The organism is Roseibium porphyridii (assembly GCF_026191725.2).
Classification (GTDB): Bacteria; Pseudomonadota; Alphaproteobacteria; order Rhizobiales; family Stappiaceae; genus Roseibium; species Roseibium porphyridii.
This window is the reverse complement of sequence record NZ_CP120863.1, coordinates 817,556-842,696: the sequence shown is the minus strand read 5'-3', so window position 1 is coordinate 842,696 and position 25,141 is coordinate 817,556. Positions and strand designations below refer to the sequence as shown.

General features: G+C 55.9%; 26 protein-coding genes. 20 read left to right on the top strand and 6 right to left on the bottom strand.

All coding sequences use genetic code 11. The annotated features are described in order from the left end of the window. Positions 1–32: 32 nt before the first annotated feature. Both K1718_RS04040 and hemC read right to left on the bottom strand, forming a co-directional pair. A complete protein-coding gene (locus K1718_RS04040) occupies positions 33–671 on the bottom strand; it encodes a uroporphyrinogen-III synthase (protein WP_285806059.1) in 639 nt (212 codons plus the stop codon). A gap of 85 nt (positions 672–756) precedes the next feature. After that, a complete protein-coding gene (gene hemC, locus K1718_RS04035) occupies positions 757–1,683 on the bottom strand; it encodes a hydroxymethylbilane synthase (protein ID WP_265679658.1) in 927 nt (308 codons plus the stop codon). A gap of 95 nt (positions 1,684–1,778) precedes the next feature. Here hemC and tsaD point away from each other — a divergent pair, with 95 nt between their 5' ends. The 15 genes from tsaD (at position 1,779) to K1718_RS03960 (ending at position 14,418) form a co-directional block, all read left to right on the top strand. Further along, the gene (gene tsaD / locus K1718_RS04030) at positions 1,779–2,885 is read left to right on the top strand and encodes a tRNA (adenosine(37)-N6)-threonylcarbamoyltransferase complex transferase subunit TsaD (RefSeq protein ID WP_265679659.1); all 1,107 of its coding nucleotides are present in this window, start codon (positions 1,779–1,781) and stop codon (positions 2,883–2,885) included. 132 nt (positions 2,886–3,017) lie between these two features. After that, entirely contained in the window at positions 3,018–3,521 is a 504-nt protein-coding gene (locus K1718_RS04025; RefSeq protein ID WP_265679660.1) for an NUDIX hydrolase, read from the top strand. Positions 3,522–3,527: 6 nt separating this feature from the next. After that, a complete protein-coding gene (locus tag K1718_RS04020) occupies positions 3,528–4,025 on the top strand; it encodes an NUDIX hydrolase (protein WP_265679661.1) in 498 nt (165 codons plus the stop codon). Continuing rightward, the gene (locus K1718_RS04015; RefSeq protein ID WP_265679662.1) at positions 4,012–5,019 is read left to right on the top strand and encodes an NAD(P)H-dependent glycerol-3-phosphate dehydrogenase; all 1,008 of its coding nucleotides are present in this window, start codon (positions 4,012–4,014) and stop codon (positions 5,017–5,019) included. Before K1718_RS04020 ends, K1718_RS04015 begins: the two co-directional genes overlap by 14 nt. A 161-nt stretch (positions 5,020–5,180) precedes the next feature. Beyond that, positions 5,181–5,471, top strand: a complete 291-nt coding sequence (locus K1718_RS04010; RefSeq protein WP_152499673.1) for a YciI family protein — start codon at positions 5,181–5,183, stop codon at positions 5,469–5,471. After that, positions 5,472–5,897, top strand: coding sequence for an EVE domain-containing protein (locus K1718_RS04005; RefSeq protein ID WP_265679663.1), 426 nt, complete (start codon positions 5,472–5,474; stop codon positions 5,895–5,897). Between the two features lies 1 nt (position 5,898). Continuing rightward, positions 5,899–6,558, top strand: coding sequence for a class I SAM-dependent methyltransferase (locus K1718_RS04000; protein ID WP_265679664.1), 660 nt, complete (start codon positions 5,899–5,901; stop codon positions 6,556–6,558). 147 nt (positions 6,559–6,705) lie between these two features. Beyond that, complete coding sequence (locus K1718_RS03995; RefSeq protein WP_152499670.1) at positions 6,706–7,878, top strand: M20 aminoacylase family protein; 1,173 nt, start codon at positions 6,706–6,708, stop codon at positions 7,876–7,878. A 57-nt stretch (positions 7,879–7,935) separates the two neighbouring features. Next, positions 7,936–8,730 (top strand): AlbA family DNA-binding domain-containing protein, encoded by a 795-nt coding sequence (locus K1718_RS03990; protein ID WP_152499669.1) that lies wholly within the window; start codon positions 7,936–7,938, stop codon positions 8,728–8,730. After that, positions 8,687–9,508: a sulfite exporter TauE/SafE family protein gene (locus K1718_RS03985; RefSeq protein WP_152499668.1), complete on the top strand. Its 822-nt coding sequence runs from the start codon at positions 8,687–8,689 to the stop codon at positions 9,506–9,508. The genes K1718_RS03990 and K1718_RS03985 overlap by 44 nt, the downstream gene beginning before the upstream one ends. Before the next feature lie 189 nt (positions 9,509–9,697). After that, positions 9,698–10,810, top strand: coding sequence for a 3-isopropylmalate dehydrogenase (leuB, locus tag K1718_RS03980; protein WP_265679665.1), 1,113 nt, complete (start codon positions 9,698–9,700; stop codon positions 10,808–10,810). 43 nt (positions 10,811–10,853) lie between these two features. Continuing rightward, on the top strand, positions 10,854–11,306 hold the full coding sequence (locus K1718_RS03975) for a hypothetical protein (protein ID WP_265679666.1): 453 nt from the start codon (positions 10,854–10,856) through the stop codon (positions 11,304–11,306). 11 nt (positions 11,307–11,317) lie between these two features. After that, positions 11,318–11,707, top strand: a complete 390-nt coding sequence (locus K1718_RS03970) for a VOC family protein (protein WP_152499666.1) — start codon at positions 11,318–11,320, stop codon at positions 11,705–11,707. 186 nt (positions 11,708–11,893) lie between these two features. Continuing rightward, the gene (locus tag K1718_RS03965; RefSeq protein WP_152499665.1) at positions 11,894–12,970 is read left to right on the top strand and encodes a patatin-like phospholipase family protein; all 1,077 of its coding nucleotides are present in this window, start codon (positions 11,894–11,896) and stop codon (positions 12,968–12,970) included. Further along, positions 12,967–14,418, top strand: coding sequence for a GntP family permease (locus K1718_RS03960; RefSeq protein WP_152499664.1), 1,452 nt, complete (start codon positions 12,967–12,969; stop codon positions 14,416–14,418). The genes K1718_RS03965 and K1718_RS03960 overlap by 4 nt, the downstream gene beginning before the upstream one ends. 34 nt (positions 14,419–14,452) lie before the next feature. Here K1718_RS03960 and K1718_RS03955 read toward each other — a convergent pair whose 3' ends face one another. The 3 genes from K1718_RS03955 to K1718_RS03945 form a co-directional block, all read right to left on the bottom strand. After that, complete coding sequence (locus tag K1718_RS03955; protein WP_152499663.1) at positions 14,453–14,887, bottom strand: YqaA family protein; 435 nt, start codon at positions 14,885–14,887, stop codon at positions 14,453–14,455. 247 nt (positions 14,888–15,134) lie between these two features. After that, complete coding sequence (locus K1718_RS03950) at positions 15,135–17,030, bottom strand: methyl-accepting chemotaxis protein (protein ID WP_152499662.1); 1,896 nt, start codon at positions 17,028–17,030, stop codon at positions 15,135–15,137. A 197-nt stretch (positions 17,031–17,227) separates the two neighbouring features. Then, positions 17,228–19,441 carry an esterase-like activity of phytase family protein gene (locus K1718_RS03945; RefSeq protein ID WP_265679667.1) on the bottom strand — a complete coding sequence of 738 codons (2,214 nt, stop codon included), beginning with the start codon at positions 19,439–19,441 and terminating at the stop codon, positions 17,228–17,230. Positions 19,442–19,669: 228 nt separating this feature from the next. Here K1718_RS03945 and K1718_RS03940 point away from each other — a divergent pair, with 228 nt between their 5' ends. The 5 genes from K1718_RS03940 to K1718_RS03920 all read left to right on the top strand — a co-directional run bounded on the left by K1718_RS03940 (position 19,670) and on the right by K1718_RS03920 (position 24,067). Further along, positions 19,670–20,869, top strand: coding sequence for a multidrug effflux MFS transporter (locus K1718_RS03940; protein ID WP_152499660.1), 1,200 nt, complete (start codon positions 19,670–19,672; stop codon positions 20,867–20,869). A 203-nt stretch (positions 20,870–21,072) separates the two neighbouring features. Beyond that, positions 21,073–21,210 (top strand): hypothetical protein, encoded by a 138-nt coding sequence (locus K1718_RS03935; RefSeq protein ID WP_265679668.1) that lies wholly within the window; start codon positions 21,073–21,075, stop codon positions 21,208–21,210. Between the two features lie 110 nt (positions 21,211–21,320). Beyond that, entirely contained in the window at positions 21,321–22,355 is a 1,035-nt protein-coding gene (locus K1718_RS03930) for an aspartate-semialdehyde dehydrogenase (protein ID WP_152499659.1), read from the top strand. 74 nt (positions 22,356–22,429) lie between these two features. After that, positions 22,430–23,170, top strand: coding sequence for a TenA family protein (locus K1718_RS03925; RefSeq protein WP_265679669.1), 741 nt, complete (start codon positions 22,430–22,432; stop codon positions 23,168–23,170). Positions 23,171–23,173: 3 nt separating this feature from the next. Continuing rightward, positions 23,174–24,067 carry a DMT family transporter gene (locus tag K1718_RS03920; protein WP_265679670.1) on the top strand — a complete coding sequence of 298 codons (894 nt, stop codon included), beginning with the start codon at positions 23,174–23,176 and terminating at the stop codon, positions 24,065–24,067. A 23-nt stretch (positions 24,068–24,090) separates the two neighbouring features. Here K1718_RS03920 and K1718_RS03915 read toward each other — a convergent pair whose 3' ends face one another. After that, a complete protein-coding gene (locus K1718_RS03915) occupies positions 24,091–25,086 on the bottom strand; it encodes a LacI family DNA-binding transcriptional regulator (protein ID WP_152499656.1) in 996 nt (331 codons plus the stop codon). Between the last annotated feature and the right edge of the window lie 55 nt (positions 25,087–25,141).

The window sequence follows — 25,141 nt, the reverse complement described above, 5'->3', positions numbered from 1 at the left end:
GCGCTGCAAAAGAACGACTCTCCCGGATCTGGTTAACACTCCGCTAACGCCAGATCCAGCAGGGCTTTTTCATTTGGTGCGTCCGCGACATGCACCTTCATGATCTTAGAGATTGGCTCTGCAGCCTGCTGCGAAATGGCGTAAACCGGCAAACCGGAAAAATTGTGTTCAAGACCTTCCGATACGATCAGGTCTTGCAGCACTTCTGCAGTTCGCCTCGAATATACGAGAATGCGATCCGTACGCCTCTGCCTGACGGCACTGAGTGCATCGACCGGAAAACCTGCCACCGGCTCCATGGCATAAACAACTGAAAGACGGCACTCGATGTCCATCTTGGCCAGCAATCCGACGAGGTCTCCCGCTCGGTCGGCAGCAGCTGGATAAAGCAGTTGCCGACCGGAAATCTCTGCCTTGTGTCTACAAACCAAATTCGCGAGCGCTTCAAGATCTCCACCGGCAGTGAAGACACGTTCAAATCCAGCAAAACGGCAAGCTCCAGCAGTGGCCTCACCCACAGCAAACACAGTGAGTTTGCGTAGCAGCTCAATTTCTGTGTGGTGAGATAGAACCGTAACGGAGCGGCGGCTTGTTACGGCAAGTGCAGCAACCGTCTGCAAGCCGAACGATGCAGGCGGACACGAGCGAAACTCCAGTAGCGGAGCCTCCACGGCAAAATGTCCTGCAGCCCGCAATTTGTCTGCGGTTCGTCTGCAATCCGGTTGAGGGCGTGTTACCAGAAACCGCATCGCCCTGTTAGTGATCCGCCAGAAAACCGGGGCCCATTTTGGCTTTCAACGCTTCCCCGGCAGTCCGGCCGATTTCAACAGCGTCCGACACGTTGCCTTCGTTCGTTGTCTCATGCATCTCGGAACCATCCGGCTTCAGCACAACGCCTTTGAAATGCATAACCCCATCGGCAATCATGGCAAGTCCGCCAATCGGCGTCCGGCAGGACCCGTCAAGAACGGCCAGGAAAGCCCGTTCAGCATCCAGCCGGTGTTGTGTTTCCGGGTCATGGATCGCGGCCAGCATGGCAAGCGTTGCCTCGTCTCCCTCACGGCTTTCTATGCAGATTGCACCCTGTCCGACAGCAGGCAGAAATTCATCGGTTTCCAGAAGGCTGGTGATCTCTTTCTCAAGCCCTAGCCGTCTCAAGCCGGCTGCTGCAAGCAGCGTCGCATCGACTGCGCCTTCCGCCAGTTTGCGCAGTCGCGTTTGCAGATTGCCGCGATACATCACCACTTCCAGGTCCGGCCGCAGCCGCTTGATCATGGCCTGACGGCGCAAGGAACTCGATCCAACCACAGCTCCTTGCGGCAAATCGGTGAGGGTTTCGGCCTTTGGCGACAAAAACGCATCTCGCACATCTTCGCGAGGCAGGAACGCCGTCAAAGCCAGCCCGTCGGGCAACACGGTCGGCATATCCTTGGAAGAATGCACGGCGATATCGATCCGCCCGTCAAGCAATGCTTCCTCGATTTCCTTGGTAAAGAGGCCCTTTCCCCCCACTTCTGACAGCGGCCTGTCCTGGATCTTGTCGCCTGAAGTCTTGATTACGACGATCTCAAAAGCATCTTCACCAAGCCCGTGCGCCGTCATGAGCCTTTCACGGGTCTCGTGTGCCTGTGCCAACGCCAACGCGCTTCCTCGGGTTCCAATGCGCAAAGGATTTGTTTGCAAGATTTACCGTCCAGATGTTACGCCCGGCATTCCGTCGCAGGGCACGTTATTTTGTCTGATCGAATGACCTATCACAGGCCGCAGCTGAAAAACCAATGACTTCAGTCAAGAAAAACAACAATACGGCCACACTAACCGTTCTGGGAATCGAAACCAGCTGCGACGAAACAGCCGCAGCGGTCGTAACGGGTCCGGGAGACAGAAAAATCCTGTCGAATACGATCCGCTCGCAGATTGACGAACATACGGCCTTTGGTGGCGTTGTTCCCGAAATCGCGGCGCGAGCCCATATCAACATTCTCGACCGGATCATCGATGAGGCAATGCAACAGGCCGGCTGTGACTGGGATGACATCGACGCTGTTGCGGCAACGGCCGGACCCGGCCTGATCGGCGGTGTCATTGTCGGTTTCATGACCGCCAAGGCAATTGCCATGGCAGCCGACAAACCACTGGTTGGCATCAATCATCTGGAAGGGCACGCGCTCACCGCCCGATTGACCGACAATCTGGAGTTTCCATTTCTGCTGCTCCTGGTGTCAGGTGGCCATAGCCAGTTTCTACTTGTCCGTGGTGTTGGCGATTATGAACGGCTTGGCACCACAATCGACGATGCGATTGGCGAAGCTTTCGACAAGACCGCCAAGTTGCTCGGCCTTCCTTACCCGGGAGGGCCTCACGTTGAGAAAATGGCAAAACGGGGAGATGTCACCCGTTTCAGGTTGCCGCGCCCCCTGCTCGACCGACCAGGGCTGGATATGTCCTTTGCGGGCTTGAAAACCGCGCTGCGAACACAGGCCAAAAAACTGGAACCGATCGATGACCAGACGGTCGCCGATCTTTGCGCGGCTTTTCAACGTTCCGTTTCCGATGTACTTGCAACCCGGACCAAATCCGCTCTTGCGCTTTTCAGCGAAAAACACCCGGACGCCGAACCAGTCATCGTGGTTGCCGGTGGCGTTGCTGCAAATCAGGAAATTCGCGAAAGTCTGCTTTCGGCAGCCCAGGCTTCAAATGCCCGCTTCGTGGCACCACCCATGTCGCTATGCACAGACAACGCAGCGATGATTGCCTGGGCCGGCATCGAACGCCTGCAGCTCGGTCCGGTTGACGACATGGCGCTTTCACCTCGTCCGCGCTGGCCGCTGGACAGCGCCAACGCCGGTGTGCTTGGTGCAGGAAAAAAAGGGGCCAAGGTCTGAAATCTCGGCAATGTAGACCACCTTGATCGCCTCTCGGAATGTGGGCTGAGAGGGTCCCGCTGAAACTTGCTCTTTAGAATGTCGCCGGAGCCTGATAGGAAACTTCAGCTCTGCAAGACGGATCCCATTTGAATGCGCGTCTACCACAAGGCTTATGTATACCTGACCTGCGGGACGGACCTTCTGGTCTTCAACGAACCTGACACGCCGCATCTCGGCCTTCAGGTTCCCGGGGGTACCGTGGATCCTGGCGAGAGCTTTTTGAAGGGAGCCATGCGCGAGTTCGCCGAGGAAACCGGACTGACGCTTGACGCAGCCTTTGATCATTTTTCAGATCAGGACCTGCCCTTTGAAACCTTTCCAAAGGTCGGCCAGTTTCTGGCTCCACCGAACCGCCCGTTGAAGGGCCGCCACATTCGCCGCAACTATCATGTCACGCTTTCAAAGCGGCCCAAGGAGAAGTGGGAGCATTTCGAGATGTTTCCAAGCAGCGGAGGAGATCCGATTCGTTGCCATTTTTTCTGGATTGATCTCTTTGGCGCAGAGGCGATGACTGAGGAGACTTTTTTTGCAGCATTCGGCGCTCCGCTCTCCCTGCTTCGCAAGCGTTTAGCGCCTCTGCAAGACGCAGCCTAAGCCTTCTTGGAGCCGGAGGACGCGGTCATGCAGATCTACCACAAGGCGTATGTTTATCTGACCTGTGGGCCGGAACTTCTGGTGTTTATCGAGCCTGACCATCCCAATCCGGACCTGCAAGTGCCAGGAGGCACACTCGATCCCGGCGAAAGCTATTTGCAGGGTGCCAGACGCGAGTTCGTCGAAGAGACAGGACTTTCATTGGATATCGCGCTCGAATCGTTCGCCGACCAAGACCATATCTTCGAAAATGTTCCCAATTGTCTCGACGGACTGCATCGGCGGCGACATTTCCACGGCCGTATCCTGCAAAAGCCGGCAGTGGAATGGGAACATTATGAAATGACCCCGAGCACAGGCGGCCCGCCGATCCGGTTCCGCCTGTTCTGGCTCGACTTGTTTGCCGACGATGCGCCCGCCGAAACCCGGTTCTTTCAAGGTTTTGGAGCGCAGCTTGAAACACTACGGACGCGCATGGAAAGGCAGAGCAATGGGCGCCATTAGGACGATTGGCGTCATCGGCGGTGGCGCTTGGGGAACCGCCCTGGCCCTCACGGCAGCCCGCTCCGGCAGCGATGTGCGCTTGTGGGCACGTGATCCGGGCATTGTTTCTGATATTCGATCCCGCAGGCAAAACAGCCGATATCTGCCCGGCATCACGTTCGACGAAGACCTGAACGCGACCACGTCGCTCGAAGATGTCGCCGGCGCGGACGCTTTGCTGTTGGTCACACCGGCGCAAACAACGCGTGCGATGCTGGCAGCGCTCAAGAAAACCGGCAGGGCGCAAGGACCTGTCGTCCTCTGCGCCAAGGGTATCGAGCAGACCTCCGGCAAGCTTCTGTCCAAAGTCCTCAGCGAAGAACTTCCGGGCGCAGAAGCTGCGGTGCTGTCGGGTCCGAGTTTTGCTGACGATGTTGCGCGTGGGCTGCCAACAGCAGTCACCGTCGCAGCAAGCTCGGCCAAAACGGCTCTGAGCCTTTGCGAATCAATGCAATCGCCATGTTTCCGTCCCTATGCGTCAATCGACATTCTCGGCGCCCAGATCGGCGGGGCCCTGAAGAATGTTCTGGCCATCGCCTGCGGCGCGGTTGTTGGCCGGAAACTCGGCGCGAGTGCCCAAGCTGCTCTGACCGCGCGTGGTTTTGCCGAACTCAGTCGGCTCGGGACTGCAATGGGAGCACAATCAGAAACACTGACAGGCCTCTCCGGGCTTGGAGATCTGGTACTTACCTGTTCTTCCAGCCAATCGCGCAATTTCTCCTTTGGCCTGCGGTTGGGCGAAGGCTTCATGGCCTCTGAGTTGATTTCAGCTGGCGGCAAACTGGCCGAGGGAGCTTATTCGGCGCGCGTTGCCGTCAAACTCGGACAGAAACACGACATTGATGTTCCGATCTGCGAAACGGTGGCAAGAATGATCGATGAGGATTTGTCCATTGACGATGCCCTCAACACATTGATGGCAAGGCCTTTGAAACCCGAATCGGAAGTTGTTTGACGCGCAAGCCTCGCCTCTGACTTCTGGGTGGAACGGCAGTACCATCGGGTAATCGGACGGAAAATGCAGTTTTCCGTACTCTCACGCGGCATATCAGCATTGAGTTTGCAAAGCGTCGGACCTAGGTTCTGGCAAGAATTGGCAACTCGAGGTTCCCTTACATGCTTTATGCACTGATCTGCACCGACAAACCGGGTGCGCTTCAAACCCGCCTTGACAACAGAGAAGCCCATATCGGCTTTCTGAAGGCTCTCGGCAATGGGCTCAAGGCCGCTGGTCCTTTCACCGATGATGAAGGCAACATGACTGGTTCGTTGGTGGTTATTGAAGCCGCCAACCGTGACGAAGCGCTGGCGATTTCGGAAGAAGATCCATATGCCAGGGCCGGTTTGTTCGAAAGTGTGGAGATCCGCCCATGGAACTGGGTGATCAAAAATCCGGAGGCATCTTAAGTGCAATACTGGCTGATTAAGTCCGAGCCGGACAAATGGTCCTGGGACCAGCAAAAAGCCAAGGGTGAAGCCGGCGAAGAATGGGACGGCATCCGGAATTACCAGGCACGCAACAACATGCGCGCCATGGAAATCGGCGACAAGGCCTTTTTCTACCATTCCAATATCGGCAAGGAAGTTGTCGGCGTTGTTGAAGTCTGCAGTGACATTCATCCCGACAGCACGACGGATGACCCGCGTTGGGAGTGTGTTGATTTCAAAGCCGTCTGCGACATTCCCCAGCCGGTGACCCTTGCCCAGGTTAAAGCCGAGCCAAGGCTTGAGAAAATGTCTCTGGTCACTTCCATGCGTCTGTCGGTTCAGCCGGTCACGGAAGCGGAATGGAAAGTCGTCTGTGAAATGGGCGGACTGAAAGAGCCGGCCTGATATGGCCGCAATCGAGGATCCGGCCGCATTCATCTTGAGGGAAACGAAGGTTAAACCGGTTCCTCATGCAGAGGAGATCCAGCTTCATCTGGCCGATGAAGCAATGGCGTTGTGGCAAAAGACAGAAGAGCAGCTCGGCGAACTTGGTCTCGCCCCGCCATTCTGGGCGTTTGCCTGGGCTGGCGGGCAAGGTCTGGCCCGCTACATTCTGGACACGCCAGAACTGGTTTGCGGCAAGAAGGTGCTCGATTTTGCCTGCGGCTCCGGACTCGTCGGGATCGCCGCCATGATGGCTGGTGCAGCATCCTGCCACTCGGTGGATGTCGACCCTTTTGCCTTTGCCGCAACCAAACTCAATGCCGCGTTGAACAACGTTTCCCTGATGCCGGAAACCGCGGATATCACAGCTTCGGGCATGCCCGAGGCAGACATACTCTTTTGCGGTGATGTCTTTTACGACCAGCACATGGCGGCAAAGGTCCTCGCAATGCTTGAACGTGCCCTGAATGAAGGAATGCTGGTCTTGATTGGTGATCCCGGTAGATCCTATCTGCCGAAGGAGCGTCTTGAAGAACTGGCGACATTTGTTGTTCCAGTGACCGGCGCACTGGAAGACAATGAGATAAAACGGACACAGGTTTTTCGGTTCAGAGCCCTTTGAACTAGCAGCTCATATTCGATCCCGTTTTGCGCGGATCGGTTGGCAGCACAAAGATTTTCACCTTTGCCACTTTCCCTTTTGACGGCTTGCGATAGGTTAGCCGCTTGAGTGTCAAACACCTTCGGCTCGCCGTATCAGGAGTTCTAAATGCCAGTCATAAACCGTCTTGCGGACCTGTCAGATGAAATCACGGCCTGGCGCCGCGACATCCATGAAAATCCGGAAATCCTTTATGAAACCGTCCGGACCGCAGGTAAAGTGGCCGAACTCCTTGAAAGTTTCGGCGTCGACGAAGTGGCCACCGGGTTAGGCAAGACGGGCGTTGTTGGCGTGATCAAGGGTCGCAACGGTGGGGACGGCAAGACAATCGGCCTTCGTGCGGACATGGATGCATTGCCGATCGAGGAAGCAACCGGCAAAGACTATGCATCAAAGGTACCCGGCAAAATGCATGCCTGCGGCCATGACGGTCACACCGCCATGTTACTTGGAGCCGCGAAATACCTTGCCGAGACCCGCAATTTCGACGGAACGGTTGTCGTGATTTTCCAGCCCGCAGAAGAAGGCGGCGCGGGCGCAAAGGCGATGATCGACGATGGCCTGATGACACGTTGGCCCATCGATGAAGTCTATGGAATGCACAATTATCCAGGCATGCCTGTGGGGGAATTTGCGATCCGCAAGGGTCCGATCATGGCTGCAACGGACGAGTTCCGCATTACGATCACTGGCAAGGGCGGCCATGCCGCAAAGCCTCATATGACCATCGACCCGATTGTCGTCGGTTCAAAGATGGTGTCTGTGCTGCAAACGATTGCCAGCCGAAACGCCAATCCACTCGATTCCGTCGTTGTTTCGGTCACCGTCTTCCAGGCAGGCAATGCGTTCAACGTGATCCCGCAGGAGGTTTTCCTGCGCGGAACCGTACGCACGCTCACGCCAAAAATGCGTGACCTTGCTCAAGAGCGCATGGAAGCCATCGTCAACGGCACGGCCGAAACTTTCGGCGCGACGGCAAAGCTGGAGTTTATTCGCGGCTATCCGGTGACGGCCAATCACGACGATCAAACAGACTTTGCCGCAAATATCGCCGAAGGCATTGCCGGTGAAGGCAAGGTCGACCGCCAGATCGAACCGATGATGGGTGGCGAGGACTTTTCCTACATGCTGGAAGAACGCCCGGGCGCTTTCATATTTGCCGGCAACGGCGACAGTGCCGGTCTTCACCATCCCGAATATGATTTCAACGACGACTTGATTCCGGTCGGTTGCTCCTACTGGGTGAAGTTGGTGGAAACAGCCATGCCTACGGCGGCCTGAGAAAAAGTGTGATATGAAAGCGCCGGTTGCGACCGGCGTTTTCTCTCAGGCCCTTCTATGTCATTCTCTCCGTTCAGACTTTCTTTCATTGCAAACTACGTGATCCTTGGCGCTTTTGTTGGCGTTCTGATCATTCACCCCTTGAACCTGATCGTGGTTTGGTGGGAGTTGTCGCGCTTCTCTGACACAGCACCCAACCTGATGGAATTTCTCTCCGCGCGGCTCTGGCTCGTTCTGCTTCCCAGGCATCTGGACGTTGCTGTCGCCTATACGCTGGTCGGCGCAATTGTCGGACTGGCCTTTGGCATATTCAGCCGAAATTACATGCAGACCTCAGAGGCCTATAAGTCCTTGCGGGAGGAGCAGACCACACTGATCCCCGACCTGATGAAGCGAGGGGAAACAAGCCGGGTCGAATTCAAGTCGTCGCTGCGTTGGGACATGCAGGAAAACCACATCAATCGTGGCCTGGAGAAGGTCATCGCCAAGACGTTGGCCGGTTTCTACAACGCCGAAGGCGGACATCTGCTGATCGGCGTCAATGATGCGGGCGAGCCCCTTGGTCTTGACAAAGATCTGGCAACACTCAAGAGCCCAGATCTCGACGCTTTTGAACGAACGGTCAATGACATCGTATCCAAGAACCTGGGTGGCGACCTCTGCCCTTACATTCACACGGTCTTTGCAAGTGTCGGCGGTAGGGATGTGGCCATGATCATCGTTCGGCCGGCACCACGCGCGGTTTACATGGAAGAAAACAAGGCCTCGGTCTTCTACCTGCGCAGTGGCAATTCGACCCGGAAGCTCGATGTTCGGGAAGCTGTCAACTACGCCAACACGAGATGGTCCTGAGTTGTCAGACTTCTTTGCCGTGATTTTGCCCGATCAGTTGCACGCGACAGCAACAATTGCGCTGATCGGTGTGAGTTTCTTCACATCTGCGATGACAGCCGCAGTCGGTCTTGGAGGTGGCATTGCTCTCATTGCGATCATGGCGATGATCATGCCGGCAAGTGCATTGGTGCCGGTCCACGGTATGGTGCAGCTTGGTTCGAATGCAGGGCGGGCCATCGTTCAGATCAAACATGTCGACTGGCTGATCGCGATCTGGTTCGCTTGCGGCGCCATCATCGGCGCTGCACTTGGGGGCGCTATTGCTGTTGAATTGCCGGCGGCGGTTCTCAGAGCCGGCATTGGCTGTTTCGTCATCTGGATTGTCTGGGGCAAAGCACCGAAATTCGGCAAGGCACGCAAGCGTGCCATGGCAGGTGCAGGATTTGCGTCCACGTTTCTGTCAATGTTCTTTGGAGCGTCCGGTCCTATTGGCGGCGCGGTTCTGTCGACGCTTGAACTGACCCGCCACCAGTTTGTCGCCAATCAGGCAATTACGGCGATGATGATGCATGTGTTCAAGGTTCTGGCGTTCGGTGCCCTTGGCTTTGCTTTTGCACCATGGCTAGGACTGATCCTTCTGATGATCGCGAGCGGATTTCTCGGCACATTGGCCGGCACTCGTCTGCTCGGCAAGATGAACGAGAAAACGTTCAAGACCGGCTTCAAATGGGTCATGACCGCACTGGCGGTGAACCTGTTCTTTCAGGCGGGCCGTGAATGGATGATCGGTTTGTAGGCATTCGGCTACGGTCAGATTGTGCCGCGACTTCCGATATGAATCGTACCTCGCGCTGTGGCACCGCGGCGTTATTGACCTTTCCGACGCCGTTGATTGAGTTCTTCGCAACTGCCTTTGCCTTGAAAGAGCGGAACCAACACGGTAACCCAGCGCAATCGGTTTTCAATAATGCGGGATGGAACGTCCATGGCTTCTCAAAAACTTCTGCTTCTGCCGGGTGATGGCATTGGCCCGGAAATTATGCCGGAAGTGAAAAAGGTAATCAGCTGGTTCAACGAAAACGGCGGCATGTCCTTCGAGACGGAAGAAGGTCTCGTCGGCGGCTCGGCGTATGACGCTCATGGCCAGTCGATCTCCGAAGAAGACATGGCAAAGGCCATGGCCGCCGATGCCGTCATTTTCGGTGCGGTCGGGGGTCCGAAGTGGGACGACGTTCCCTACGAAGTGCGCCCTGAAGCGGGGCTCCTGCGTCTTCGCAAGGACATGCAACTCTTTGCAAACCTGCGTCCCGCAATCTGCTATCCGGCCCTCGCCGATGCATCTTCGCTGAAGAAGGACATCATCGAGGGACTTGATATCCTGATCGTTCGGGAGCTGACAGGCGGCGTTTACTTCGGCGAACCAAAGGAAATCACGGACCTTGGCAACGGCCAGAAGCGTGGTGTCGATACTCAGGTTTACGACACATACGAAATTGAACGCATTTCGAAGGTTGCCTTCGAGCTGGCCCGTACGCGGAATAACAAAGTCACCTCAATGGAAAAACGGAACGTCATGAAGTCCGGTGTTCTGTGGAATGAGGTCGTCACACAGACGCATGGCAACGGTTATCAGGACGTGGAACTGGAGCATATGCTGGCCGACGCCGGCGGCATGCAACTGGTCCGCTGGCCGAAACAGTTCGATGTGATCGTCACCGACAACCTTTTTGGTGACATGCTGTCTGATGTCGCCGCCATGCTGACCGGTTCGCTTGGCATGCTGCCATCGGCCTCACTCGGCGCTCCTGACGAGGCGACCGGCAAGCGCAAGGCGCTTTATGAACCCGTCCATGGCTCCGCTCCGGACATCGCCGGAACAGGCGCAGCCAACCCGATCGCCATGATCGCAAGCTTCGGCATGGCGCTGCGGTATTCCTTTGAGGAAGTGGAAGCGGCCGACAAGCTGGACAAGGCAATTGCTGTTGCGCTCGACAAGGGCCTGCGGACCAAGGACATTGCCAGTGAGGGCCAAGCGACGGTTTCGACTTCCGAAATGGGTGATGCCATCGTTGCTGAACTCTCTGCACTGAGCGCCTGACAACCATTACAATTTGCACGTGGAACCGCCAGCGGCTATGCCGGTGGCGGTTTTTCCTTTTACCCATGTTGGTCAGATGATCGAAGACAAACTCGCACCCTTTCTCGGCTCCTGGATCCTCGACACCGAGGAAAGCGATTTCGAGCAGGGCGATCCGCCCAAAAGCGCAACACTGAAAATCGACGACAATTTCGGAATGGCCTGTTTCACCATGAATCAGGTTTCAGCCGAAGGCGAGGTGACCAACGACACCTTCGAGGCGATGCCCGACGGCCCGGAAGTGAAGCTTGGCAAAAGCGGACTGGTCGACGCAATGCGCCTTGTCTTTGAAGGTGACCGCAACCTCGTCTCAGAAGCCAGGCGCGGCGGCCTGACCATCATGAAGGCCGAGCGGCAGCTCTCCGACGACGGCAACACGCTGACCATCACCCAAACCGTGCACCTTGTTGATGTTGCAAGCTTCAAGAACATATCGGTCTATCGGAAAGCACAATAGGGACAAACGCAATGAAGCAACGAATTGGAGCCCTCGCGCTGCTGGTCCCGAATTACGATCAGGCGATCACCTACTACACGGAAAATCTTGGCTTTGAACTTGTCGAGGATACCAAGCTTTCGGAGACAAAGCGCTGGGTGTTGATTGCACCTAAGGGGAGTTCCGAAACCCGCATACTACTGGCAGAGGCCGATGGACCGGATCAGCAAAAGACCATCGGCAATCAGTCAGGCGGACGGGTGTTTTTATTCTTGAATACAGACAACTTTGACCGAGATCATGCCGCGATGCAGGCAGCTGGCGTTGCTTTTTTGGAAGAGCCCAGAACCGAGCCATATGGAAAGGTTGCTGTTTTTGAAGACCTGTTCGGCAACAAATGGGACCTTATCGAGAGCTATTGATCGCAGCTTTCACACCTGAACAAGCGCTACTTTCTTAGTCCCCTCCTGCCTCATTTGCCCAGGATGCGTCACACAATCGCAGTTTAACTTGATTGGCGTTAAGAAGCAGACGACACAGGACAATCTTGCTACTAATTGCACATGGCAAAATTTTAAACCGGGCAAACAAGGAGGCGGCCGCCTCTCATGAAACGCAAACCCGTAAAAGTGGATGTAGCTTTGCAGGGCGGCGGGTCGCACGGTGCTTTTACATGGGGTGTGCTCGATCGTCTGCTTGACGAAGACTGGCTCCAGATTGAAGGCGTATCGGGGACAAGCGCCGGGGCAATGAATGCAATCGCGCTGACGCAGGGACTTTGCGAAGGTGGCCCGAAGCGCGCGCAGGAACTGCTCAGGGAGTATTGGAACGCAGTCAGCGAAACATCGCGCTACAGCCCGATCCGCCGAAGCGTTATGGACAAGCTTCTGGGCCGCTGGACACTGGACTATTCCCCGTCATATTTCGCATCGCAGATCTTCGGCAGGGTCCTGTCGCCCTACCAGTTCAACCCGATGGACATCAATCCGCTGCGGGATGTCGTTGAAGAGTGTTTTGACTTTGACCTGATCAATCAGCCTGCGGCTCCAAGATTGTTCCTGTGTGCAACGAATGTCCGGACAGGACGACCCAAGATTTTCCGACAGCCCGAAATATCCTGCGATGCTGTCATGGCCTCAGCTTGCCTGCCAACCCTGTTCAAGGCGGTTGAGATTGACGGTGAAGCTTATTGGGACGGTGGGTATATGGGCAATCCGCCGCTCTTCCCGTTGATCGACGAGACGGAAGCACGAGATGTCATCCTGGTTCAGATAAATCCATTCGAAAGGCCCGGCATCCCGACAACACCGGCCGAAATTGAAAATCGACTCAACGAGATCACGTTCAACGGCAGTCTGATCAAGGAAATGCGCTCCGTTGGCTTCCTGTGGGAGGTCATCCACCACGAAGGACTGGACCGGGCGGCATATCGCGATGCCCACCTGCATATGATCGGCTCGGAAAGCGAACTGTGTCACTACGGCGCTTCCAGCAAACTGAACGCTGAACGGGTCTTCCTGGAAAAACTGCATGAACTCGGTCACCGGACAGCAGACACCTGGCTTGACCAGAACGGCTCGAAGGTAGGCAAAGAAACCACCTGGCGACCGCGCGATCTCTTTGAAGAAAGCCTTCAACCGGCGCATCTTGAACCTGGCACCGAGAGGAACTTCAGGAAGTCATGATTGAACTGCTCGGTATTCTTCTGCCTCTCGGCTTGCTGATGTATTTCGCCTTCAGGGGCATCACGCTTCTGCTGCTTGCACCGGTGATGGCCGTCTTTGCTGTTGTGCTGTCCGGAGGATTGTCACCGCTGGCGGCCTTCACCCAGATTTTCATGATCAACACGGCCGACTTCATCCTGGCGTTCTTTCCCTTGTTCTTCCTCGGTGCCATTTTTGGCAAGCTCATGGATGACAGTGGTTCGGCTGAATCGATCGCCCGCTGGGTCATCGGAAAGTTGGGAATGGGCAACGCCATGCTTGCGGTGGTTATCTGCTGCGCGGTGCTGACTTATGGCGGCGTTTCCTTGTTCGTCGTGGCCTTTGCCATTTTTCCGATCGCTTCCGCCCTGTTTCGCGATGCGGCAGTCCCAAAACGCCTTATCCCCGGTGCAATCGCTCTTGGTGCCTTTACTTTCACCATGTCGGCCTTGCCTGGAACTCCTGCCATCCAGAATGCAATCCCGATGCCTTACTTCGGCACAACGGCCTTCGCCGCTCCGGGCCTTGGGATCATCGCGGCTATCATGATGTTCGGGCTGGGCATGCTTTGGCTCAATCACAGGGCAAGTGCTGCTCTGGCCACCGGTGAAGGCTACGGAAACCACGATGACGGCCTGCCCGAGCCAGACACGGTCATGCGGGCTCAGGCGCAAAATGAAGGTTTTGACGTCAACGAAATCGAAGCAACCGAAGATACCCGGAACCTGCCACCCTTTATTTTGGCGATAGCACCGATCGTGATCGTTGTTCTGGTCAATTTTCTATTCGTCGAATTTGTGGTCCCCCAACTGGAAACCGCCTATCTCGCCGAACCGCTTTTCGGAGCAACCTCGATCGAGGCCGTCCGCGGCGTTTGGGCCATCGTGGTCGCGCTCACCGCTTCGATACTCTTTCTGATCCTCTCAAATTTCCGCCGGTTCCCGGACATTCGAGAAACCTTGAACAAGGGCGCAGATGCTGCCGTTTTGCCGATTTTCAATACGGCAAGCCTTGTCGGTTTTGGCGGCGTGATTGCCGCTCTGCCTGCCTTTGGCGAAATCACGGACGGCCTGATGTCGCTGAGCGACGGTAATCCACTGGTCTCCGTCGCCATGTCTGTAACAACACTGTCCGCGCTGACAGGTTCAGCGTCGGGCGGCATGAGCATTGCTCTTGATGCTCTGGGTAGCACCTTCGTCGCTATGGCCAATGCGACAGGCACATCGCTTGAAGCCATGCATCGGGTAACCTCTGTTGCATCCGGCGCTTTGGACGCCCTACCGCACAATGGCGCTGTGATCACGGTGCTTGGAATTGCCAAACTGACTCACAAGGACAGCTATCTCGATATTTTTGTTACCGCTGTCATCGTGCCGTTTATCGCGCTTGTTGCGATCATCGTTCTGGCGAACTTGTTCGGCGGCTTCTGAACTGTTTCGGTTCTCCTTGCCGTATGGACACGTTTTAAGAGAGCGCTTGCACAGTTAAAAAGGCAACGATGATGTAGCGCGCTGTCTTGGCTATCGCGACCAGGATGAAGAAACTCCAGAGCGGTTCTCTCAGAACCCCTGCGGCCAGGGTCAGCGGGTCACCGACAATGGGCGCCCAGCTCAGCAGCAGGCTCCAGCGCCCATACCGCTGATACCATTTGGTTGCCCGTTTCAAATTGTCAGCCTTCACCGGAAACCATCGGGCATTTGCGAAGTGTGCCACACCTCTTCCCAGCCACCAGTTGACGACTGACCCCAGCGTATTGCCGAGACTTGCCGCGAAAACAAGAAGAGGCACCGGGTCCTGGCCAAGTGCAATCAATCCCGAAAGACCGAGCTCGGACTGCGCAGGCAACAAGGTCGCGGCAAGAAATGAAACGCCAAAAAGGCCAAGCAGACCTGCACTCATGATGGTGCGTCTTCAACCTTCTGCAGATGCGAGATAGAGCACACAATAAAAACAATCATGTCTTGCTATGTAGTGAGACATTAAATGACAACACACCTCTGACCCAAAACACTCAATCTGACAGCATTGACGGCCATGGCGGGAGCTGGCTGCAACGTAGACGAAGGCAGCCTTTTGATGAAGACACAACAGAAGGCCGGCGGACTGCCGCCGCAACAGCTTGCTACCGGGTATCAGTCAAATTGCATCACGCAGCGGCGACCTCAGCCAGGAAGGCATTCACTTCTTCGCGCAACTCTTCGGTCCGCTTGACGACATCACCTGTGCGGCGCCCCATATCGGCGGCTGCATCGCTTGACCGTTCTGCAATCGCCTCGACCCCGGCCATATCATCGACCACGGATCGTGTCTGCTCTGCTGCTTGAAGAACATTTCCTTTGATATCGTCGGTGGATTGTCGCCGTGTTTCAAGATCCGCCGCGATTTGGGTCGTGTGATTGGTGACATCGCCGATGTCGGAGATAATCTTCTGGATCGCATCCACGACACGGACTGTCCTTTGCTGGACAAGCGATACCTGTTCAGTGATCTGGTCCGTCGCGGATGCTGTTTGACCGGCCAGTGTTTTGACCTCGCCCGCGACAACTTCAAACCCTTTTCCAGCCTCTCCCGCCCGCGCGGCTTCGATCGTTGCATTCAGCGCGAGCAGGTTGGTCTGGTCGGCAATCGCATTGATGATCGAAACGATGTCGCCAATGGCGTTGGAGATTTCCGAAAGGCTCTCGATCTCGGAATTCGCGGCCGACGCATTTTCGTTCGCCGTCTGCGCGATTTCCGTTACATCATGCGCTTTTTGGCTGATGGCCGCGATTTCATTGGCAAGTTCCTCGGCCGCACTTGCAACCGCATCGACATTTTCCGATGCGCCGGACGATGCCGCAGCAGTGTCCCGAGCCTTTTGATCAGCATTCTGGGCGACGCCCTTCAGAGCGCCGGACGTGCTCTGCATGTCGCCAAGCGCTTCATCGACATCTTTCAGCAAAGCGGCCATGCGCGTCTTGAACGCTGCGATCAATTCGTCGATGCGCTGCTGACGGTCCGCCGCGGCCTGACCTTCCTGCCGTTGCCGCTCCTTGGTCAATTCGATGGTCTTGTCCCGATAGTAGCCAACCGCACGGGCGATATCAGAAATCTCCGTGTGGCCATATGAGAAAGGCAATTCACTCTCCACACCATCTGAGTCGGCAAGGTTCCGAATGGAGCTGTTAAGCGATTCGATGCAATGAAGGATTGATCTGCCGAAGTACCAGGATGTTCCGAACGCACCCACAAACACCAGACAAAGTGCCCCGGCAACTCCCCACATCCGCATCCGAAGGTCGCTCACCATGGACTGCAACTGCGCCGCAAGTTGGTTGTGGCTCACCTTGTGCAGGCCATCTATCGCGCTCAGGAAGGCTGCATATCTGTCTCGAACCGGTTGCAGATCAAGTGTCGTACCGTCAGCGCCTTGCCCGACCTTGGAAGCGACTTTTGCAAGCGCTCCCTGGAATTTGCCATTCGCCTGCCGGTAGGCTTGTGCTGCTTTGCTGAAGGCGGTTTCCTTGCCTTCTTCAACGGCACCGGGGCCGGTTTTGGAAATCGAGCTGATCTGATCCGCCAGCACCTTGAACTGACCAGCGCCGACCAGAACGGACATGGAGTCCAGGTGGCTCAGTTCGGTCTTCTTTGCGACATTCTCGCTGTTGCGCACAACGGCAGCTGTGCGCACGACCAGGTCGGACAATTGTCCTGACACAAGTTCGGCCAGCAAGTTGGTGGTCTGAACAGTGTTTGCAGCAAGACCCGCGTCGTTACCGATGCAATCTATGACCTTGTGCGCATTGGAAAGTGCCTTTGCAGCTGAGCCTGCCGCTTTTTCCGGTGCACATGCCGGATATTTGGCCAGGACGTCGCTTGGAAGCTCCTTTGCTCCTTGCGTGACGCCGGCCTGCCAGACCCTCTCAAGAGCCGGCAAACTGGCCAGTTTCACCTTGTCCCGTTCGAGGTCCGAATAGGCGGAAAGTATGATCCAACCTGCACAAAAGACGATTGGCACTGTCAAAACGATAACCAGTACAAAAAGTCTTTTTCTGATCGTCATGGGAAGTCTCGCGAATCATCTGGAACTAGATGACAAGAAAACTAGCTTGAAATTACCAATGAATTCGAAACAGGTTCAAATTTTTCTATTTTGACCTGCTCGCCCGCCAAGCCGTTCAAGCGGCCATCAAAAACAAGAACCCGGCAGTCGAAGCCTGCCGGGTCCTCAGGTCGGTCTTGGGAGACCTTACGGCTTGATCAGTTAAGTCGGCTCGCCGGACCCAGGTCGATCAGTTGTGTCTCACCTGGTGCATCATCGACGCCGTCATTGTCGGTCACCAGAATGAGACTGCCATCAGCTGTAATCGCCAGGCCTTCTGGCTTGTCCAGAACCCAGCCTTTGCTGGAAGACATTGCCGGAAGAAGGTCAACTGCGAACCTCTTTTTCAGCACCGGCAATTCTTCTCCATGTGCGGCAGGCGTAACACCTTCAAGGGACACCGTTGTGATCTGCTTGATGGCGGCGTCTTCGCCGCCTTTGTTGTCACGCTCCAGAATGGCGAACTGACCCTCACCCAGTGAGACAATCTCAGACAGGCCAACCCAACCGCCCGCAGCGCTCCTTGGCGCATCCAGAGGATAGTGAACAAAACCCCAGGACTTGTCTGACGGATTGTAGATCGCAATCTTGGAAAGTCCTTCCGGGTCGTCGCTCCACTCCCGCTGAACGGCAACTGCGACAAGCGTTTGTCCGCTCATTTCAAACTCGGCAACGCCTTCAAAAGAAAAGCGCTTGGCCTGTTCTACAAGTGACGGCGGCAAGGAGATCTCTTCTTCGACCGCACCACTGGCACTGACTTTCAACAACAGATGCTGACGGTCTTTGTCTGGATGGCCCTCGGAGGCAAGCCAGAACCCGCCATCTTTTGACACTGAAATTCCTTCCAGATCCAGCCGCGACTGAACGAAACCCGTCACCGTGACGTAAGAGGTAATCTGTGCCGGCTGGGTTGCAATATCCAGCGTATAGATGCGGGCATCGTCATAGAAGCTGTCACTGACGGCATAAAGCGTATTGGCATCCTGCGGATCCGCCGCCAAGGCAGAGAGCGCGCCCCAGCCAATCGGTGCGCCTTTTTCAGGATCTCTGGCAGATACGATGGACGGATAGGAAGGGGCATCTGCGCCAAACTGATAGAGCGAGATGTGGGACCGTACACCGTCTTCATCCACTTCGTTGGCGACCGCAAACAAATCACGGTTCGGGATCGCCAGAAGACCTTCCGGACCGACATGCGTCGGCAACAGCTGGACAAACTCAGGCGCGCCGCCGGTATCCTTGTATACCGCGACAAAATTACCGCGTTCGGAGTTTACGAAAATAAGGGTTTCACCGCCGAAGACACCGACTGCGACACCTTCAGGCTCAGTACCTTTCTTGTGGGCACGTTTCGCCGGATAGTGGCCATGTGCCATGCCCAGATGTTCCATCTGATTGCCACTGTCGAAAAGAACGTCGCCTTTGGTGTTCCAAATTGTGAAGCCCCGGGAGCCGCCTTCATAATCGCCTTCATTGGCGGTAACGAAACGCTCAGTGTCGATCCAGGCAACCGCGTCAGGTTCACGAGCAACGTTTTCATTGTTGCCGGACGCATCGCTCATGCGGGCCTTTGCCACGGGGATGTTTTCTGCCGAGGCAACGCCGGCAGAAAAGTCGGCAACAACCTTGCCGGATGCCAGATCGACCACAGCCAGATGATTGTTTTCCTGCAAGGTAACGACGGCCTGATTGTCTTCGTTGATTGACACGAATTCCGGCTCCGGATCTGTCGGAGCAACTTCGGCAAGGCCTGTCAGATCCACGATCCGAACTGCATCGCAATTGGTTGGCACACCGGTTTCATCAAGATCGAAGATTGCCAGATGCCCAGCCGGCATTTGAGGAATCGCCCCATCGTTCAGATCTTCATCGCGTTCGTTTTCGATCGCAATCGCAATGAACTTTCCGTCCGGTGAAATCGCGACACTGTCCGGCTGGCCCTTGGCATCGCATTTTGCGGTAATGCCCATGCCCTCAAGCGCAATCACGGCAAGATGCCCTGAGGCATTGATGAAGTCTTCGCTTGTGTTCACACCTGCATAGGCAGCGCTATCACCCATGGCGACAGACGTTGGCTCGCCGCCAAGCGCAACTCTTTCCATCGACTGAATGTTGAGCGGGTTGGCGGCATTGATGAAAACAATCGCCTCGCCCGGGCTGTCGGTAAACGCAAGTGTACGGCCGTCTTTGGAAGCGTAGATGATCTCAGCAACAGTTTCCATTGCCCTGTCTGCGCCTTCCGGCAAAGTCTTATAGACCGGGTAGGAATTGATCCGTTCGAAATAGTCGGCCTGCGCGGAAGAAACAGCTCCGATACCGAACAGCACTGCGAGACTGACGCCTTTCAAAAAACGTCCGCGAAGGTTCGCCATTGCACTAGCTCCCATAACAATTTTCTGGGTTGAAGGTGCGCGAAAGCTAGTTGTCCTCCTTACAAGATCGGTGACAGTTGCATGAAGGTTTTGTGACATCAGGGCAAAGCCGGTAATTCGATTGCAAGCATGTCTTGTGCAGAAAGAGCTGGACAATCAGGAGCAATTCAACCACCTTCGCTGCTTCCCACTTTTCGGCGCTCCTGGCGCAAACATTCGGACAATCAAATGCAAATCGGATTTGCACGCTCAGCCGTGGTGCTGGGTTTATTGGCTGCGGTCGGTCCTTTTGCGATTGACCTTTATCTCCCGGCGATGCCTGAAATCGTGCAGAGCCTGAACACGGATGATGCTGCGGCCCATATGACCTTCACGGTCTATTTTATCGCTTTCGGTATCGCCCAGCTTTTTTACGGCCCTCTTGCAGACCGTTTCGGCCGCAAGCCGCCGGTGTTTCTGGGACTTGTGATCTTCATCATCGGGTCAATTCTCTGCGCGATGGCAAGTGATGTTTCAATGCTCACGCTTGGCCGCTTTATCCAGGCTCTTGGAGCTGCTGCACCGATGGTGATCGTTCGCGCAGTCGTCCGCGACCTGCACACGGGTACGGAAGCAACGAAACTGATGGCGCTTGTCATGCTGGTCATCAGCATTTCGCCGATGCTGGCGCCACTCACGGGCAGCATGATCATACAGTTCGGCAGCTGGCGCCTGATTTTCTACGCTCTTGCCCTGATTTCCCTGGCCGCAATGGTGCAGATGGCCTTTCTGTTGCCGGAAACGCTGCCAGATGACCGACGTGCACGGATCGATCCCGTTGCCATGATTCGGAGCACTTTCTACCTGCTTCGCGACGGGAAGTTCATGGGTTTGACCCTCATTGGCGGCTTCTCGCTCGCCAGCTTTTTTGTCTTTATCGCGTCCGCGCCACTTGTCTACATGACGCAATATGGTTTGACCCCGACAACTTTCAGCCTGGTGTTCGCGGTCAATGCCATCGGTTTTTTTGCCTCTTCACAGTTTGCGGCCTCGCTTGGGCAACGCTTCGGCATGGGCCGGGTGGCACTGGTCGCCGTCTTCGGTTTCGCTGCTGCGACGTCTTTGCTGTTTGTTCTCGTTTGGGCCGGTTTTGACGATCTCTGGGTGCTGATGGCGCTCTTTTTCATCGGCAATTCCTGCCTTGGTCAGGTGATTGCCCCGACAATGGTCATGGCTCTTGAAGACCATGGTGAACATGCGGGCATGGCATCAAGCCTCGGGGGAACCTTTCAAATGGTTGCCGGCGGTATCATGATCCTGATCTGCAGTCCGTTCTTTGACCGGACGGCGCTTCCACTCGTCGGTGCTGTTGCCGCCTGCGCCCTGACAGCGCTCGTGATCGCTCTTTTGACATTGCGCAGCGAACCGGCTGGCGACGCAGTATCGTGAATTCGCCACCATCCGGCTTTGCCCGCACGAGACTGGAAATGTGCGGGCTGTAAGCTTGGAATGACCAGATGGGATTCGCCTGACGTCGCCTTCGAGCAACAGGTTGATTGCCAATAAGGCAATTCCATCGAATTCCTTGTTGACTCGTCTGGATTTCCGGGCAAAAACACCGCCGTCTCAAGTTTTGACGATTGCGAGCACCAATGAACCGGCTGAAAGCCGACATTCTGGATACGATGTCTCAGGCCCTTGCCAGCGTGACCTTCACACGCAGCGAGACCGCGACACATGCCGCAACCGCACCTAAACGCACAACAAAGACAACCAAGACCACCGCTTAACGGTGCCGCTCGTCCCGCCTCCCCGGGGATGGGAGGCGCCGGGAGCCGGCGACGCCCATCTGACAGGGACGAGCCGGTGAAGCGGGGAGACGGACAAGGACAAGTCGAAAATGGGTTTTAAGATCGCAATTGCAGGCGCTACCGGCAATGTTGGCCGTGAACTGCTGGACATTCTGGACGAGCGTGGATTTCCGGCAGACGACGTCGTGGCGCTTGCCTCACGCCGCTCCCAGGGCACGGAAGTTTCTTTCGGCGACAAAACGCTGAAAGTTCAGGCCATGGAAAACTACGACTTTTCCGATACCGACATCTGCCTGATGTCCGCGGGCGGAAGTGTTTCCAAGGAATGGGCTCCAAAAATTGCAGCCAAGGGCTGTGTTGTCATCGACAACTCCTCAGCCTGGCGCTACGACGCGGAAGTTCCGCTGATCGTTCCTGAAGTGAATGCCGATGCTGTCGCCGGCTTCACCAAGAAGAACATCATTGCAAACCCCAATTGCTCTACCGCGCAATTGGTCGTGGCCCTGAAGCCATTGCATGATCACGCAAAGATCAAGCGCATCGTCGTGTCGACCTACCAGGCCGTTTCCGGCACTGGCAAGGAAGCCATGGAAGAACTTTTCAACCAGACCCGCGCAGTGTTCGTGAACGATCCGATCGAACCGAACAAATATCCGAAGCGGATTGCCTTCAACGTCATTCCCCATTGTGACGTCTTCATGGAAGACGGTTACACCAAGGAAGAATGGAAGGTGTTGGCCGAGACCAAAAAGATGCTGGATCCGGCCATCAAGGTCACCTGCACAGCCGTCCGTGTTCCTGTCTTCATCGGCCATTCGGAAGCCGTCAACATTGAGTTCGAAAACGAGATCACGGCAGAGGAAGCTCGCAACATTTTGCGCGAAGCCCCTGGCTGCCTCGTCATCGACAAGCACGAAGACGGTGGCTACATGACGCCTTATGAGGCCGCTGGCGAAGACGCGACATACATTTCCCGTATCCGTGAAGATGCAACCGTCGAAAATGGCCTGAACCTGTGGGTTGTCTCCGACAATCTGCGAAAGGGCGCTGCGCTCAACACGATCCAGATCGCTGAAGTGCTGGTCAACCGCGGGCTCATTACACCCAAGAAGGCCGCGGCCTGATGTTGTCTTGACGGGCGCTTTCGAGCGCCCGTTTTCATTCAGTTTCCCGACGCAAAAGGGAGCATGGTGCAGCAATGCCCACGCCGTATGACGGGTCTTTCCCGCAGTTTCAGTCTGCGCATCCAAACGCCGCTTTTTCGGACTGGCTGGTTGCCCGGGCGGAGCCATTTTGGTCAGCGGCCACCGAGCATCCGTTCACCCGAGCGATCGGTGACGGCTCAATGCCTGATGAGGCTTACACGCGCTACCTGATTGAGGACTATACCTTCGTTACGGATCTGGCCTCAACGCTCGGCTATCTGGTTGCCAAAGCACCGCGCATGCAGTCCAAGACGCAACTTTCCGCGTTTCTGGCTTTGCTGACCTCGGAAGAAAACGACTATTTCCTTAGGTCTTTCGAAGCACTCGGAGTGCCCGCATCAACTTATGAAACCGCAGCACAGGGGCCAACCACAAGAGCTTTCGCCGACCTGCTGGTTTCATCGGCTGGCAAAGGATCCTATCCGGACGGACTTGCCTGCCTTTTGTGCGCTGAATGGTGTTATCTCACCTGGGGTCGCCGCGAAGCGCAGAAGCCGAAACCAGAAGCATTTTATCTCGCGGAATGGATAGACCTGCACGCCGTACCGGGTTTTGAAGCCTTCGTGAACTGGATCATTGAGGAAATGAACGGGATTGGTCCGACGCTTTCTCCAGACGATCAGGACCGTGTCTCACGCCTGTTTCGGCACATGAGCGCACTTGAATTCGCGTTCTTCGAGGCGGCCTGGACCGGCAAGACACCGGACCTTCCGGAAGAATTCCGGCAGTCCTGACCAATGTATATTTACGAAGCCGCCGCCCTTGGCGCTGCCGCGCTCTGGGCTCTGACCGGGCTTCTATCGGCAGCCCCGGCCCAACATCTCGGCGCCATCGCCTTCAACACAACGCGCATGGTGCTCGTCACCATCATGTTGTGCCTTTGGGTCGCGCTGACAAATGGCTGGGGTTCCATTGGCAACGACCATCTATTGCCACTTGTCCTGTCCGGATTTGTCGGGATCTTCATGGGCGATACCGCTCTTTTCCTGACACTCAACCGGATGGGGCCACGCCGGACAGCCATGCTGTTTTCCCTGAACGCTCCCATGTCGGCCATACTTGGCTGGCTGCTACTGAACGAGGACCTCACCATTCTTCAGATATCTGGGATCGGGTTGATTTTCCTGGGTGTCCTGTTGGCCATCCGCTTCGGCAAGAGAAAATCGCAGCTGCACAAATGGGAGAGCATCAAAGGACCTCTCTGGATCGGGGTTTTGCGCGGTTTGGTCGCCGCTCTTTCACAATCGATCGGCTCTTTGATCGCTCGCCCGATCATGGAAGCAGGTGTTGACCCAGTGGCAGCATCCAGTCTCCGGGTTGGGACGGCGGCGCTTGGCCTGGTTCTTTTGTCCAGACTGCCCTTTTCCTGGGTAAAGCCTGCCGGAAGGTTCACGTTTCCAGTGGTCAGCGTGGTCGCTCTTTCCGGTTTCCTCGGCATGGGTGTCGGCATGACGCTCATTCTGTTTGCGCTCTCGGGAGGAGACGTCGGCATCATTGCAACACTGTCGGCGACAACACCCGCGCTCCTGCTGCCAATGATGTGGTGGCGAACCAAGGAAGCCCCTGCGCTTGGCGCCTGGGTTGGGGCCGGGCTGGTGATTGCAGGAAGTGGGTTGTTGTTTGCAAGCTGAGACTTGAACGAAAAGAGCTGATCTCAGGTTCCGACAGGGTTCGGCCCGGTTGATTCCCGTTCGACGATATCGCCCGCAATCGCCATGTCTTTCAGTGAAGCCTTTGACTGAAAGATCTGTTCAACAGCTGACACAGCGAGAGCTTCAATCGGCTGGCGAAGGGTCGTCAGGCGAGGAACCACCAACGAAGCCAAAGTGATATCATCGAAGCCGGCCACCGACAGATCTGCCGGCACATCTAGCTTCAAATCCCGCGCGCACCGAAGTACTCCGATGGCCTGCTGATCGCTGGCTGCGGCAATGGCGGTCGGCCGGTCATTAACCCCAGCCTGATTGAGAATTTCTCGGCCAAGCTCTTCCCCTGAATCATAGTCGAACTGCCCCTCGAAAATCGTCAGCTCTATCGGATCCTCGGCGCTTGAAAGAGCTTTGATACGGCTGACGAAGCCCTCTCGTCTGCTCCGGGCAACGTCCATGCTCAAAGGACCGGCGATATAGGCAATTCTTCTGTGACCAAGCGCATGAAGATGATCTGCGATTTTTTGAGATCCGTCGAAGTGATCCGTGGCGATCAGCGGAAACTCCCCGAAACGTCGGTCCAGTGACACAATTGGCACATCGGTCGCGTCAAGACTCCGCCCATCCGCTGTTGCAACGACGATGACACCGCAAACGGCTCGGTCGAGAAGTGCCGCAATCTGCGTCTTTTCCGTATCGGCATCGTCATGCGAGTTGGCAACCATCACGGAGTGGCTGCGTTTGGCCGCCTCCATTTCGATATTCTTGGCGAGTTGGGCAAAAAACGGATTGGTGATGTCGGGCACGACAAGGCCAATGACATCGATACTGTTGGTGCGCAGCGCGCGTGCAGCGAGATTGGGCTTGTAGTCAAGCTCCTTCATCGCCGCCTGCACCTTCAGCTTGAGCGGGTGCTTAACAGTCTCGTTCTTGGCCAAAACACGCGAAACAGTACCAACGGACACCCCGGCCTTCCTGGCGACGTCTTTGATCGTTGGCATTTCCCGCAGCACTCCTTAACCCCTTCTTTCCTTGAAGCATTCCTGAGCCTGCCAA